General features: G+C 37.6%; 14 protein-coding genes and 1 pseudogene. 8 read left to right on the plus strand and 7 right to left on the minus strand.

Annotation, left to right across the window (positions count from 1 at the left end; genetic code table 11):
• The first annotated feature begins 145 nt into the window (after positions 1–145).
• Together H7T93_RS06435 and H7T93_RS06440 are read left to right on the plus strand one after the other, a co-directional pair.
• Positions 146–700: a recombinase family protein gene (locus tag H7T93_RS06435; RefSeq protein ID WP_000576156.1), complete on the plus strand. Its 555-nt coding sequence runs from the start codon at positions 146–148 to the stop codon at positions 698–700.
• Between the two features lie 3 nt (positions 701–703).
• Positions 704–3,622 (plus strand): Tn3 family transposase, encoded by a 2,919-nt coding sequence (locus H7T93_RS06440; protein ID WP_001240982.1) that lies wholly within the window; start codon positions 704–706, stop codon positions 3,620–3,622.
• 73 nt (positions 3,623–3,695) lie between these two features.
• On the opposite strand, the pseudogene H7T93_RS06445 reads toward H7T93_RS06440, so the two are convergent.
• A pseudogene (locus H7T93_RS06445) lies at positions 3,696–3,917 on the minus strand (helix-turn-helix domain-containing protein); the annotation flags it as partial.
• Positions 3,918–4,421: 504 nt separating this feature from the next.
• Here H7T93_RS06445 and H7T93_RS06450 point away from each other — a divergent pair.
• Both H7T93_RS06450 and H7T93_RS06455 read left to right on the plus strand, forming a co-directional pair.
• Positions 4,422–4,844, plus strand: a complete 423-nt coding sequence (locus H7T93_RS06450; RefSeq protein WP_000804885.1) for a sigma-70 family RNA polymerase sigma factor — start codon at positions 4,422–4,424, stop codon at positions 4,842–4,844.
• The gene (locus H7T93_RS06455; RefSeq protein ID WP_000857133.1) at positions 4,841–5,071 is read left to right on the plus strand and encodes a helix-turn-helix domain-containing protein; all 231 of its coding nucleotides are present in this window, start codon (positions 4,841–4,843) and stop codon (positions 5,069–5,071) included. The genes H7T93_RS06450 and H7T93_RS06455 overlap by 4 nt, the downstream gene beginning before the upstream one ends.
• Before the next feature lie 225 nt (positions 5,072–5,296).
• Here H7T93_RS06455 and H7T93_RS09985 read toward each other — a convergent pair whose 3' ends face one another.
• Positions 5,297–5,548, minus strand: coding sequence for a hypothetical protein (locus tag H7T93_RS09985; protein ID WP_001845478.1), 252 nt, complete (start codon positions 5,546–5,548; stop codon positions 5,297–5,299).
• Here H7T93_RS09985 and H7T93_RS06460 point away from each other — a divergent pair.
• Entirely contained in the window at positions 5,532–5,735 is a 204-nt protein-coding gene (locus H7T93_RS06460; RefSeq protein ID WP_000814511.1) for an excisionase, read from the plus strand. The genes H7T93_RS09985 and H7T93_RS06460 overlap by 17 nt on opposite strands.
• An 81-nt stretch (positions 5,736–5,816) precedes the next feature.
• Positions 5,817–7,034, plus strand: a complete 1,218-nt coding sequence (locus H7T93_RS06465; protein ID WP_001291561.1) for a tyrosine-type recombinase/integrase — start codon at positions 5,817–5,819, stop codon at positions 7,032–7,034.
• 288 nt (positions 7,035–7,322) lie between these two features.
• Here H7T93_RS06465 and H7T93_RS06470 read toward each other — a convergent pair whose 3' ends face one another.
• From H7T93_RS06470 to H7T93_RS06490, 5 genes are all read right to left on the minus strand, one after another.
• Entirely contained in the window at positions 7,323–7,925 is a 603-nt protein-coding gene (locus tag H7T93_RS06470) for a nitroreductase family protein (RefSeq protein ID WP_175057635.1), read from the minus strand.
• 135 nt (positions 7,926–8,060) lie between these two features.
• Entirely contained in the window at positions 8,061–8,915 is an 855-nt protein-coding gene (locus H7T93_RS06475; protein ID WP_175057636.1) for a VOC family protein, read from the minus strand.
• Between the two features lie 132 nt (positions 8,916–9,047).
• Entirely contained in the window at positions 9,048–9,497 is a 450-nt protein-coding gene (locus H7T93_RS06480; RefSeq protein WP_156685338.1) for an Rrf2 family transcriptional regulator, read from the minus strand.
• 179 nt (positions 9,498–9,676) lie between these two features.
• Positions 9,677–10,540: an alpha/beta hydrolase gene (locus H7T93_RS06485; protein WP_175057637.1), complete on the minus strand. Its 864-nt coding sequence runs from the start codon at positions 10,538–10,540 to the stop codon at positions 9,677–9,679.
• Positions 10,527–11,819 (minus strand): PTS sugar transporter subunit IIC, encoded by a 1,293-nt coding sequence (locus tag H7T93_RS06490; protein WP_175057638.1) that lies wholly within the window; start codon positions 11,817–11,819, stop codon positions 10,527–10,529. The genes H7T93_RS06485 and H7T93_RS06490 overlap by 14 nt, the downstream gene beginning before the upstream one ends.
• A 248-nt stretch (positions 11,820–12,067) precedes the next feature.
• Between H7T93_RS06490 and H7T93_RS06495 the strand changes: the two genes are divergently transcribed.
• Positions 12,068–12,988 (plus strand): ABC transporter ATP-binding protein, encoded by a 921-nt coding sequence (locus H7T93_RS06495; RefSeq protein ID WP_038676354.1) that lies wholly within the window; start codon positions 12,068–12,070, stop codon positions 12,986–12,988.
• Positions 12,989–12,992: 4 nt separating this feature from the next.
• Positions 12,993–13,748, plus strand: a complete 756-nt coding sequence (locus tag H7T93_RS06500; protein WP_175057639.1) for a hypothetical protein — start codon at positions 12,993–12,995, stop codon at positions 13,746–13,748.
• Positions 13,749–14,053 lie beyond the last annotated feature (305 nt).

The raw sequence follows: 14,053 nt of genomic DNA on the forward strand, positions 1-14,053 counted from the left end.
TATGGTACCTTTTCATTTTCCTGCTTTTTCTAAATGTTTTTTAAGTAAATCAAGTACCAAAATCCGTTCCTTTTTCATAGTTCCTATATAGTTATACTTAATGAGTTATGGTACATTTAAATTATAAAATTAAGGAGGTTTTTTTATGATTTTTGGCTATGCTCGAGTGAGTACGGATGATCAAAATCTTAGTTTACAAATTGATGCACTTACTCATTATGGAATTGATAAATTATTTCAAGAAAAAGTAACTGGTGCGAAAAAAGACCGACCGCAATTAGAAGAAATGATCAACCTACTACGTGAAGGAGATTCTGTTGTCATTTACAAGTTAGATCGAATTTCACGATCAACTAAACATTTGATTGAACTTTCTGAATTATTTGAAGAACTTAGTGTCAATTTTATATCTATTCAAGATAACGTAGATACTTCAACGTCTATGGGAAGATTCTTTTTCCGAGTTATGGCTAGTTTAGCAGAACTGGAACGGGATATTATTATTGAACGAACTAACTCTGGTCTTAAGGCAGCCAGAGTCCGAGGAAAAAAAGGGGGCCGTCCAAGTAAAGGTAAGCTATCAATTGATTTAGCTTTAAAAATGTATGACAGCAAAGAGTATTCTATTCGTCAAATTCTTGATGCCTCTAAATTAAGCAAAACAACCTTTTACCGTTACCTCAATAAAAGGAATGCTTAAGATATGGCTATGAAAAGAATTTTAACTACTTCACAGCGTGAACAACTTCTTTCTGTAGACCACTTATCAGAAGAGGATTTTAAAGCGTATTTTAGTTTTTCTGATTATGATCTGGAGGTTATTAATCAACACCGTGGAAAGGTCAATAAACTAGGATTTGCGATACAACTTTGTTTGGCCCGGTATCCTGGGTGTTCTTTAAGTAATTGGCCGATTAAATCAACCAGACTAACTTCTTATGTGAGTCGACAGCTCCATCTTGATGCAATTGATTTAAATTCATATGATCATAGAAATACACGTGCAAATCACTTCAACGAGATCTTAGAAGTATTCAACTATCATCGATTCGGTAGTGCTAATACACAAAAACAGTTAATAGAATATTTAATTGAACTAGCTTTAGAAAATGATGACTCTATCTATCTAATGAAAAAAACAATTGATTTCTTAACTCGAAAAAGAATTATTTTTCCATCTATAGCTACACTTGAAGACATTATAAGCCGCTGTCGAGATAAAGCAGAAAACAACTTATTTTCAATATTACTCTGTTCATTAACAGATATACAAATTGAAAAACTAGAGAGTTTGTTTCAAATTTATGAAGAGACGAAAATAACTAAACTCGCTTGGCTAAAAGACATTCCAGGTAAGGCAAATCCAGAAAGCTTTATGAGTATTTGTAAAAAAGTGGAAGTGATTGCTTCCATGGGACTCGGGACAATTAATGTCTCCCATATTAATCGGAACAGGTTTCTTCAGCTAGCTAGACTAGGGGAAAATTATGATGCATATGACTTCTCCCGTTTTGAGCTTGAAAAAAGATACTCTTTACTTATTGCTTTTTTAGTCAATCATCATCAATATCTGATCGATCAACTGATTGAGATTAATGACCGCATTTTAGCAAGTATTAAACGCAAAGGGACACGTGATTCACAAGAACAGTTAAAAGAAAAAGGAAAATTGGCTACTAAAAAATTGGAACATTATGCTTCTTTAATTGATGCTCTTCACTTTGCAAAAGATAATGATAGTAATCCTTTTGACGAAATTGAACGAATCATGCCTTGGGAAGATTTAGTACAAGATGGAGAAGAAGCTAAAAAAATTACAGGTAATAAAAATCATGGCTATTTAGAAATGGTTCGAAATAAAGCTAATTACCTCCGAAGATACACGCCAATGTTATTGAGGACCCTTTCGTTCAAAGCAACTCCGGCAGCAAATCCAGTCCTCATGGCCCTAACTCAACTAACTGATTTACACAATAGTGGTAAAAGAAAAATACCGGCAGATACTTCTACTGATTTTGTGAGTAAAAAATGGAAAAGCCTTGTTCGGCCAGAAGAGGGGAAAATAGATCGGTCTTACTATGAGTTAGTAGCTTTCACCGAGCTAAAGAACAATATTCGATCAGGAGATATTTCAGTTGAAGGAAGTATGATCCATCGAAATATTGATGATTACTTAGTTGATTTATCTGCTTGTATTGATTCAGAAACTATTCCAGACACGTTTGAGGACTATTTAAAGGATCGGGAAATAATTTTAGATTTACAGCTTCAATTTTATTCGACAGTTGATAAGAGAATTTCAAGAGCAAACCTTAAAAAGTTGGAAAAAGTTACACCTAGCGAAGCAGAAATATATAGAAAAAAACTTTATTCAATAATTCCTAAGATAAGGCTTAGTGATCTTTTAATTGAGGTGGACAGTTGGACCAACTTTTCACAAGAATTTAGTCATGATTCTACAGGGAAACCGCCGAGTGAACAAGAAAGAAAAATTATTTTTGCTGCTTTGCTGGGTTTAGGGATGAATATTGGTCTTGAAAAAATGGCCCAATCAACTCCTGGAATTTCTTATTCTCAGTTAGCCAATGCCAAACAATGGCGCTTTTATAAAGAAGCTCTGACTCGTGCTCAATCTGTTTTGGTTAATTATCAGTTAAAGCTTCCTGTTGCAGACTTTTGGGGTGAAGGAAAAACCACTGCTTCAGACGGAATGCGCGTCCCAGTGGGCGTCTCAGCTCTAAAATCCGATGTTAATCCACATTACAAAAGTATGGAAAAAGGAGCTACAATGATTCGATCAATAAATGATAGGCATACGACTCATCATATCGAGGTTGCTTCAACTAATACAAGGGAAGCTACTCATACCCTTGATGGCCTACTTTATCATGAAACAGATCTAGATATTGAGGAACATTTTACTGATACAAATGGGTATTCTGATCAGGTGTTTGGAATGACCGCATTACTAGGCTTTGATTTTGAACCTCGCATCAGAAATATAAAAAAATCACAATTATTTTCTATCAAATCACCTTCCTACTACCCTAACTTATCAGAAGATATAAGCGGAAAAATCAATGTAAAAATTATTGAAGAAAACTATGATGAAATTAAACGAATCGCCTATTCGATTCAAACAGGAAAAGTATCTAGTTCTTTACTATTAGGAAAGCTAGGCTCATACGCACGTAAGAATAGAGTAGCTCTTGCACTGAGAGAACTAGGTCGCATTGAAAAGAGCATTTTTATGATAGATTATATTACAGATAGTGAGCTACGGCGAAGGATCACTCATGGACTAAATAAGACAGAAGCGATTAATGCTTTAGCTAGAGAACTATTTTTTGGGCGACGCGGAAAATTTATGGAGCGCGATATTCGCCGACAACTTCAAAGTGCTAGTGCGCTTAATGTGTTAATAAATGCAATAAGTATATGGAACGCCGTCTACTTACAAGCAGCTTATAATTATCTCGTCAAAATAGATCCCGAAGTAACTAAGTATATGAAGCATGTATCTCCTATTAATTGGGAGCATATCACTTTTCTTGGAGAGTATAAATTTGACTTGTTATCTATTCCTAAACACTTAAGAGAATTGAATATAAAAAATAAATAGGCCTTGAAACATTGGTTTAGTGGGAATTTGTACCCCTTATCGATACAAATTCCCACTAAGCGCTCGGGACCCCAGGTAAGAAAAATTCATCAACGGAAACATGAAGTAACGATACAAGGTCATAAAGAACTTGTATGCTGGGGTGTTGCCCTTTATTTTCAATATTAGTTAAGTACCGTGGGTCAATTTCAATCAATGCTCCCACTTGTTCACGAGTTAAACCTCGTTTCAATCGAGCTTCTTTAATGGCTAAACCAAAGGCTCTAAAATCATATTTATCTTCTTTTTTACGCATAGTAGACCACCTCTATACATTTTATTGTTCCTACTGAATTAAAAACAGGTATAGAAAAACGTGTTATATGGTTTATAGGTTTATATTTAATAAAAAGCACTACTAAACGCCAATAAAAAAAACCGTTATATGGTAGTGCTATTTACGCTGTTAAAATATTGTATATTACTTCCAAATGGCGGTTTGTTGGAGGTCAACGTCGCCATGAAGTACATCATATACAATAAATTTCCTTACATTGGGTTCTTGTCAAAAAAAGTCGTCTATCTGCAATAGATAAGTACGTCCACCAATGTGGTTTTATAAATCATATAGATAGAATAACAGAAGCATGTAAACAGAGAAATAAATCTGTTTATATGCTTTTTTGGCTATTCAGAACTTTTTTACAAAGTTTATTTATCAGTAATGCAACAAATCCCCCTTTCACATTGGGACTAAGAGTGAAAGGAGATAAACGAGCAAGGCTCACTTCCTTTCCTAGACAGAAAGGGGGTGAGAAACATGAAACCATCTTCTTTTCAGACCACAATAGAAAATCAGTTTGACTATATCTGTAAACGTGCTATGGAAGACGAGCGAAAGAATTATATGCTTTATCTTTCAAGGATTGCAAAGCGTGAGGTGTCCTTTTCGGATGTTGGCGATTATCTTGTTAGCCAGTTTGCGACAACAGATAACTATTCAACTGACTTTCAGATTTTTACACTCAATGGGTTATCAGTAGGCGTTGAAAATGATTTGTTGAGTGAAGCATTACGTGAGTTGCCAGACAAGAAACGTGAAATTCTACTGCTGTTTTACTTTATGGACATGAGCGATTCAGAAATTGCAGACCTGTTGAAATTGAACCGTTCTACTGTCTATCGGCATAGAACCAGTGGACTAGCCTTAATTAAAAAGTTTATGGAGGAATTTGAAGAATGAAAACACAATATCCTATGATTCCCTTTCCTCTCATTGTAAAGGCAACAGATGGCGATACCGAAGCGATTAACCAGATTCTACATCATTACAGAGGGTACATAACGAAGCGTTCCCTACGACTTATGAAAGATGAATATGGCAATCAAAGTATGGTCGTTGATGAAGTCTTACGTGGAAGAATGGAAACCAGACTGATTACAAAGATTTTGTCATTTGAAATTAAGTAATATCCTCTCTCCTTTCGTGGAAGCGTGCTAAACCATTCCACGCTTCCCGAACAGGGAGGTTTGTTATTCCACCAAAGCATATTGAGCTTTCAATGTGTTTTGATAGGCTAACGAGCCATTGTTCTTTGAAAACTGAATAAAAGTAATCGAATACGTTTCGATAAGAAAAGAGCCAACGGAACTAACCGCCATGACCTATCTTATAAAGATAGCGAGCGATTCATGTTAGTGATCCGAGAAGCAATCTTTAGCAGGATTGCCTGCAACGACATTCTTATCGTGATAATGATACTCCCATACAGTCAATAGTCCGAGCGTGATAAAACCGTCGCAGGCAATGAGTATGGCTACATGAGAACCATGCAGGGGTGGAACTCCCGTGAGCTTTGCTAAAGCTGTTCGATTGCTGGTAAAACAACTTTTATGAAATCCAAATAAGTGATTTGGAAAGGAGGATTTTATGAAGCAGACTGACATTCCTATTTGGGAACGTTATACCCTAACCATTGAAGAAGCGTCAAAATATTTTCGTATTGGCGAAAACAAGCTACGACGCTTGGCAGAGGAAAATAAAAATGCAAATTGGCTGATTATGAATGGCAATCGTATTCAGATTAAACGAAAACAATTTGAAAAAATTATAGATACATTGGACGCAATCTAGCGTCGCCAAAGGGTCTTGTATATGATAAAATAGTATTAAGTCGTATCAAGGCTCTTTCCATAAAGGAAAGGAGCAAATGCCATGTCAGAAAAAAGACGTGACAATAAAGGTCGAATCTTAAAGACTGGAGAGAGCCAACGAAAAGACGGAAGATACTTATACAAATATATAGATTCATTTGGAGAACCGCAATTTGTTTACTCGTGGAAACTTGTGGCTACAGACCGAGTACCAGCAGGAAAGCGTGATTGTATCTCACTTAGAGAGAAAATCGCAGAGTTACAGAAAGACATTCATGATGGTATTGATGTTGTAGGAAAGAAAATGACACTCTGCCAGCTTTACGCAAAACAGAACGCTCAAAGACCAAAGGTTAGAAAAAACACTGAAACTGGACGCAAATATCTTATGGATATTTTGAAGAAAGACAAGTTAGGTGTAAGAAGTATTGACAGTATTAAGCCATCAGACGCTAAAGAATGGGCTATTAGAATGAGTGAAAATGGTTATGCTTATCAAACCATCAATAACTACAAACGTTCTTTAAAGGCTTCATTCTATATTGCTATACAAGATGATTGTGTTCGGAAGAATCCATTTGACTTTCAACTGAAAGCAGTTCTTGATGATGATACTGTCCCTAAGACCGTACTAACAGAAGAACAGGAAGAAAAACTGTTAGCCTTTGCAAAAGCTGATAAAACCTACAGCAAAAATTATGATGAAATTCTGATACTCTTAAAAACAGGTCTTCGTATTTCAGAGTTTGGTGGTTTGACACTTCCAGATTTAGATTTTGAGAATCGTCTTGTCAATATAGACCATCAGCTATTGAGAGATACTGAAATTGGGTACTACATTGAAACACCAAAGACCAAAAGTGGCGAACGTCAAGTTCCTATGGTTGAAGAAGCCTATCAAGCATTTAAGCGAGTGTTAGCGAATCGAAAGAATGATAAGCGTGTTGAGATTGATGGATATAGTGATTTCCTCTTTCTTAATAGAAAGAACTATCCAAAAGTGGCAAGTGATTACAACGGCATGATGAAAGGTCTTGTTAAGAAATACAATAAGTATAACGAGGATAAATTGCCACACATCACTCCACATAGTTTGCGACATACATTCTGTACCAACTATGCAAATGCAGGAATGAATCCAAAGGCATTACAGTACATTATGGGACATGCTAATATAGCCATGACGCTGAACTATTACGCACATGCAACATTCGATTCTGCAATGGCAGAAATGAAACGCTTGAATAAAGAGAAGCAACAGGAGCGTCTTGTTGCTTAGTAGTACAAATGAATTTACTACTTATTTACCACTTCTGACAGCTAAGACATGAGGAAATATGCAAAGAAACGTGAAGTATCTTCCTACAGTAAAAATACTCGAAAGCACATAGAATAAGGCTTTACGAGCATTTAAGAAAATATAAAAAGATAATTAGAAATTTATACTTTGTTTAAGATAAAAAAATAACAAGATTTCTCAATCTTGCTAATTTTTTTGTCTTATCATTATGATTTTGTTCAGTCAGTATGTAGCCTACTGTCAGGCTGACTGACTAAATTAAAGTGATTATTTGTCGCCAAAAACTTTGAAACGACCTTCTGTTTGGATGTCTTTATCTCCTGCTGGTGCAACGATTTGACCAAATGGCGCTTGAGCACGGAGTTTCCAGTTAGCTGGAATGTCGTATTTTTCAGCTAATTGAGCATCAACAAGTGGGTTGTAGTGTTGTACGTTCATACCGATATTCTTCTCAGCCAAAGCCAACCACGTCGCATAAAGGGCGATTCCATGACCTTGCTCTGACCAAATTGGGAAGTTTTCAGCGTAAAGTGGGAATTGCTCTTGAAGGCCTTTCACTACATCTTGATCTTCGTAGAAGAGGATTGTTCCCTTAGCTTGAGCAAAACCTGCCAAACGTTCTTTTGTTGCCTCAAAAACTTCTGCTGGCGTTACTTTTTCAAGCTCAGAGTAAGCAATCTCATTCCAGAAAACATCTGACTCTTCATCCAGCAAGATCACCACACGTGATGTTTGTGAGTTAAAGGCTGTCGGTGTGTTAAGAACAGCTCCTTGAATGGTTTCAATCAATTCTTGGTTAGAGAGCTCAAGGTCTTTTCCCAAAGCATAAATTGAACGACGTTTTGTTTGTAAGTCTGTAAAGTAGGTCATAGTTATTCCCTCTTTCTTTGTGATGAATGTTAATTGTTAAAATTGTTAAGTTTTATTTGTAATAACTTTGATTACAATAACCATTATAGACCTTTCAAATGTAATGTCAACAGTTACGACTCAAAAAATCACTAATTATTGATTTTTTCTTACTCCTGTCAAAATACCATCACTATCCTCGAATGTTAACGCATTAGAAGATAACCATTTGACCTCTGCTCCACGATTCTTAGCACGTTCTGCTATGGTAATCAAATCTTCTTTGTCTTCTACTTCAAGGACGTAGTAGGCAAGACCAATCATCCCTTTTTCACGTTTGGCTAAGTTTTTGCCACCCCATTCATTGACAGCCAAGTGGTGATGGTAATCACCTGAAGCAATCCAACTAGCACTTGGAATGGTATACTTATCTGCCAGCTCCAAAACATCCTTATAGAAAGCCGTTGCTAGCTGACTATCTTTGACCGATAAATGAATATGCCCCATGCGAGTATCCTTAGCTATCACAAAAGGCTCAACCTTGCGTCCCATCTCGTAAATTTCTTGAGCTGATAGTTCTTCTGTTACACCAACAATGCGACCATCCTCACGAATATCCCATTCAGCAACAGGCTTGTCTCTATAGAGCTCAATACCATTGCCTTCAAGGTCTTCCAAATAAAGGGCTTCACTATAACCGTGGTCAGCTGCACCGACAAATGGATAATCTAGCTCAGCAATATGTTTGAAAACATCTGCCAGATCCTCGCGAGATGGCAACAAAATTGCCATATGGTAGAGACCATAACTGGACTTGACCGCTTCCTCACGATTGGTTTCAATCAAGTGAACTAGTGGCTTGTTTCCAGCACCCAAAACAATTTCTGTTGCAGTTTGAGATAGGATTTCAAGTCCTATAACCTGTGTATAAAAGGCTGTCTGACGTGCCAAGTCCTTCACATTGAGTACCGTCTCCGCAAGGTAAATCTTACTATTGTAGTCGTATGTCATATGATTTTCTCCTGTGTTGTAATTATATGAATTACATTATAACTTTTTCTATTGTCACGTCAATCATTACAACTTGGAAATTAAGAAAGAAACCGAAAAACTTTCGATTTCTTATAGTTTAAAATCTAAAAATCAAGCTCCAGCTTCTTTCCAGTTGGCCTTAGCATCCTTTAAAATACCAGCCAAAGTTTTCTTTTCGAGTTCTTTTTCCATTGCCATTTGAACGTCTTCTAGGCTCTGATCCAAAATACCATGGATATTACGTCCTACTGGACACGCTGGATTAGGATTGTCATGAAAACTAAAGAGTTTGCCACTTGGACCGATGCTATCCACCGCACGAAAAACCTGCAAAAGGTTAATCTCCTCTGGTGCCTTGGCTAATGTGGCTCCTCCACTTCCCCTTTGAACTGAAATCAAGTCTGCTTTCTTCAGTTGCGACAAGGTTTTGCGGATAATAACTGGATTAACCCCCACACTACCTGCCATTAAATCACTGGTTAGCTTAGTTTCATTTCCCTTATTTTGTGCTATAAGGGTCAAAATATGGACAGCAATGGTAAAGCGACTTGGTATTTGCATATCAGAACCTCTCATTCATCTTTTTCTTTTCAATCAATTATAACAAAACCAACGTTGTAAAACAAGGAGTTACAACAACTTAAAGAGTTAGTCTTACACTAAAAAAATAGAGCCATCGTAGACTCTATTCTTTTGTATTTGATAATACTAACTAGACTAATAATACATAGTATTCTAGCCTATTGAGGTTCTAGATTGGTCTTTTGCTTCTTACGAACACCTTGTCCTTCGATATGTTGTTTGATTAGTTCCACTACTTCATCATTGGTTGGTAAATCCGAGTGTTGGGCATCTTCACCTGTAACAGTGATTTCAGTATAACTTTTTGCCTGATTCTGATAGATATATTTCCCAGCGGACACACTAGCATCGGGAACCAATTCGTCCGAATCATAGGTAATGGTTCCCGCTACCGAATAGACATGTAGGGTAGCCGGAATATTCTCCTTAGCAGCTATAAAGTCTGCTAGCATGACCGATTTATTTTTAATATTGGTTTCAGTGAAATTATAGGGCGTTCCGATAGTCATCAAAGAATTTATCTTGACATCGTAGTCCCTAAGATAATTTTCAATAAAAGCTGTATAAATCAAGCCACCATTTGAATGTCCCAACCCTTTAAAATTATTGAAATTGTATTTATTCTGCAAGGCTTCAAATGCCTGATTCATCATCTTAGTTTGTTTCTTGATATTGTTATAGCCATCTTTGTTATTCTCAAATCCAATAACAATGACTGGCTCGTTATCCTTATCCTTGATTTTACCCTCAAAGGTGATACGCCCATTGTTCCAGACCTTGACTTTGAGAAGGCTATGCTTGACGCCACGACGGTCTTGATTGAGCTTACGTACTAGGCCGTCGAATCTATTTTCCGTAGCGGAGCTCCCTGGAATCATGATAATGGGAGACAATTTTGAATTATAGAAAGTCTCTATTTCCTTGACATTTTTCCTAGTCCAACTATAGGATGGGACGGCTAGCCCAATGAGAAAGAAAGCAACAAGGATAAAGACCAACTTAGTTTTTTTATTTAGTTTCAATGCTCTCTCCTTCCTCTTTTAGACCGTGTTGTACTTTATTAGACAGACGCACAAATGGAATAAAGATAATAATGTCGACTGCAAAACAGAGCAGACTTACAGCAAGAGCTCGTAAACTACCCCCAGTTCCGATAAAGGCGAAAAGAAGACTTGGTGTACCATCTGGAACTGGATAAACCGCAGCTGGCATAAGATGAATAGCCAAGGCCACCGCAGCAATGCCCATATTGATTATAGGTGCCAGTAGGAAAGGAACCAGATAAACTAAATTAAGCAAGACTGGTATCCCCACCATAAATGGAGCCCCATTGTTAAAGAGACTAGGAAAGACACTTAGAAGACTCACCTTCTTATCCTTATAACTGGTTGATGCTAAAAGCAGAGCCACCAAGAGGGCTAGCCCTGAGCCAATGCCAGCAACCAAGCCATAACTATGATAAAGATTTGTTAGTGTGTAAAGGTGGGGAAGCCCAGTCGTCGTATGATGGGAAACAGCATAGGTCAAATTTTCCAAGGCAAAACTATCCTCGGCAATTGAATTTAGGGCAAAAGCCTGACTATTTCCAATCCAAGCAGAAAAAGTGTTCAAAAGTCCCATCATAAAGGTTGAGAACAGGTGATTATCAGTTACAGTAAAGGTAGAGGTAACCTGTCTAATCATCAGAAAAACATTATCTTGCTCTCCAATCACAAAGAGAATGTTAAGTCCAATAGCTAAAATGAGTGACAAAAAAATGGGACGGACGGTCTTTGGTTGATAAATATAGTCCTTGTCCACAATCTGATCATCACTAGCTCTTGAAAAGCGAAAAATCTGGCCAACCAGATAGCCCACAAAGATAGCCAACATAATGTTGATTGAAGCCGGTAAATTGATGCGAGTCAAAACACCATCGTTTAGCGGTGACAGCAACAGCTCCTGCGATCCTATAATTAAGCTAACCAAAAGGGATGTCACACCAGCTGTACCAGTACTTCTACCATAGTGACCAGCTGTGTATTTTCCTGCAAAGTAGGTTGATAAGGGCCCGGCTAAGCCACCAAGAAAGTTGGAAAGATTAATGAGCACCTGCCCAGTTATCTTAAAGGCCGGTAACCAGTCAGAAACTGAAAACAATTGGTTAATATAACCAAGCTCCGAAAAGACAGATAGCGAAATCACCCGAATAATTCCTGAAAATAGGAAAAAGGGAAAGAGCGAAACCAAGGTTTTCTGCGTAATTTGGACGAAGCCTCGCTCACGAAACCAGAGAAACCTCTGGACCAAATAGTTTGTCATAAAAGACTCCTAGTAAAAGGCAAAATAAACTTTACATTCAACGTTTTTCTTCATTATAACACAAAGAGAGAGGCCTTACCTTAATCGTGGGTTAAAGCACACACTATCAGAATTTAGTCACCACTATTTTCATGATTTCTTGAAAAATTTAAGAAATATTTGAGAATTTCTTGATGTTTATTTAATGACTTTATACTACAATAAAGATGAAAAGAAAGCGGTATCAAATAAGCGAAAGGAGGCTTATCATGAAAAAGGTACTTGAGGTCAGACATCTGACTAAACGTTACGGCCAACACCTAGCACTCGACAATGTAAACCTGACCTTAGAAAAGGGTGAGGTCTATGGCCTTATCGGAAGAAACGGAGCAGGTAAGACAACACTGATTAAAGTCATCACTAAACTCATCCGCCCTAGCCAAGGCAGTATTTCCCTCTTCCACTCTACCTCCAAATCAGAGTGGACTCACGCACTGAAACGTGTTGGTTCTGTGATTGAAACACCAGTTGCCCTGAATCATCTCAATGCACGTCAAAACCTACGTTACTACTGCAAGATTCATCACGTTCCAAATCCTGACAAGGTCATTGATGAGATCCTTGATACAGTTGGACTTGGACACACTGGCAAGAAAAAATTTCGTAGTTTCTCACTGGGTATGAAGCAACGTCTAGGTATCGCTATTGCACTGATTGCAAAACCAGACCTACTTATTTTAGATGAACCGATTAATGGTCTCGACCCAGTTGCTATCAAAGAATTCCGCCAAATGATTAAAAAATTGAGCGAAGAGCAAGGTATGACAGTTCTCATCTCTAGCCATATCTTGTCTGAACTCTATCAAGTTTCAACCCGCTTTGGCATTATTGATCACGGTCACATCATCCGTGAAATCACTAAGGACGAATTCGAACATCTCAGCGAAGACTATATCGTTCTTAAAACTAACCAATTAGCCCTGGCTAGTCGCATTCTCCAAGACCAACTCCATCAACACTTCAAAGTGGTTAACAGCGACAATGAAATTCATATTTTTGACAAATCCCATGTTATAAAGGCAATTGTCAAAGAGCTGGTTAAACAAGAAGTTGACATCGATGAAATTTACTACAAACGTCAAGACTTAGAAAACTACTTCACACAACTAGTAGATTCAGAAAGGAGGTAGAGCCATGTTACACACTATTCACGCCGATTTCTATCGACTCTTCCGTTCTAAAGGATTTTGGATTTCTGAAATTATCCTAGCCCTAAACATTATTTCTGGTGTCCTATTGGGAGGCACAGGGCATGTAGGCGTAGAAACTGGGGCAAAACAAGCCGTTAAAAGCGCCTCTTCGTGGACCGGTGTCGGATCACTGATTAATTACTCTAGTAGTATCTCCATGACAGTCCTCTTCACTTTAATTGTGGTCTCTATCATTTTGGGTGTTGATTTAGCACAAAAATTGTACAAGAATAATCTCACCTCTGGCATTTCACGGAGCGGGTTCTTCTTCGCCAAGGCAACCGTCATTGTAGCTATCACTTTAGGACAACTCCTCCTGTCTTACGGCCTTGCCTTTGTTCTAGGTACTCTTTGCCACGGTCTTGGAACTGTACCTGATCACTTTGTTAGAAACTTTGCCTTAACTTTCCTTCTCCAATTCTTGTGTAATCTAGCTTGGGTAAGTCTGACCACGGTTGCCCTCTACCTCACACATTCTATCGTGACAACCTTTGTGACTTACACCCTTGGTTTAGTAGCTTTAACCGTACCAGCAGCAGTCTTCCCTAAAGTAGAAATTTTGAAATACTTGTCACTCAACTTTAATTACGGCATGACTGCAGATAAAACTATCATTCAAAATACTGCAATCGTGGCAGTAGCATTTATCCTAGCATTCACAGCTTTGGGCTTGATTACCTTTGAAAAACAAGATTTATGAGAACAAAAATAACATCGTGCACGCGCGCGATGTTATTTTTATTCTGTGACTTCAAATCCGTTTCTCTCCGAAGGTGCGAAACAATTCATATTTTTGATGTAGAAGTGTTTGTTTACTTTGAAGATATCTATTTTATTTACGAGAGTTTGTATAAATTTATGGATTCTTTCAAAATCTAAAATATAAAAAAAGTCACCAACAAAAGTTGACGACAACTAAAAAAGAGGACCAATGTCAGTAAGGGTTCTTTACAGCCTGAAGCTGAAGGTAGCACCGCACCCGTACCAGAAGTTGGTACCTTTGAA

Source organism: Streptococcus sp. 9.1 (assembly GCF_016648815.1).
Taxonomy (GTDB): Bacteria; Bacillota; Bacilli; order Lactobacillales; family Streptococcaceae; genus Streptococcus; species Streptococcus salivarius_E.

Bases quoted from the DNA above. Each gene is read 5' to 3' on its own strand.
- H7T93_RS06450 (WP_000804885.1), top strand. From the start codon at position 4,422: ATGAAACCATCTTCTTTTCAGACCACAATAGAAAATCAGTTTGACTAT.
- H7T93_RS06460 (WP_000814511.1), top strand. From the start codon at position 5,532: ATGAAGCAGACTGACATTCCTATTTGGGAACGTTATACCCTAACCATT.
- H7T93_RS06435 (WP_000576156.1), top strand. From the start codon at position 146: ATGATTTTTGGCTATGCTCGAGTGAGTACGGATGATCAAAATCTTAGT.
- H7T93_RS06465 (WP_001291561.1), top strand. From the start codon at position 5,817: ATGTCAGAAAAAAGACGTGACAATAAAGGTCGAATCTTAAAGACTGGA.
- H7T93_RS06475 (WP_175057636.1), bottom strand. From the start codon at position 8,915: ATGACATACGACTACAATAGTAAGATTTACCTTGCGGAGACGGTACTC.
- H7T93_RS09985 (WP_001845478.1), bottom strand. From the start codon at position 5,548: ATGTCAGTCTGCTTCATAAAATCCTCCTTTCCAAATCACTTATTTGGA.
- H7T93_RS06495 (WP_038676354.1), top strand. From the start codon at position 12,068: ATGAAAAAGGTACTTGAGGTCAGACATCTGACTAAACGTTACGGCCAA.
- H7T93_RS06500 (WP_175057639.1), top strand. From the start codon at position 12,993: ATGTTACACACTATTCACGCCGATTTCTATCGACTCTTCCGTTCTAAA.
- H7T93_RS06455 (WP_000857133.1), top strand. From the start codon at position 4,841: ATGAAAACACAATATCCTATGATTCCCTTTCCTCTCATTGTAAAGGCA.
- H7T93_RS06470 (WP_175057635.1), bottom strand. From the start codon at position 7,925: ATGACCTACTTTACAGACTTACAAACAAAACGTCGTTCAATTTATGCT.
- H7T93_RS06480 (WP_156685338.1), bottom strand. From the start codon at position 9,497: ATGCAAATACCAAGTCGCTTTACCATTGCTGTCCATATTTTGACCCTT.
- H7T93_RS06490 (WP_175057638.1), bottom strand. From the start codon at position 11,819: ATGACAAACTATTTGGTCCAGAGGTTTCTCTGGTTTCGTGAGCGAGGC.
- H7T93_RS06440 (WP_001240982.1), top strand. From the start codon at position 704: ATGGCTATGAAAAGAATTTTAACTACTTCACAGCGTGAACAACTTCTT.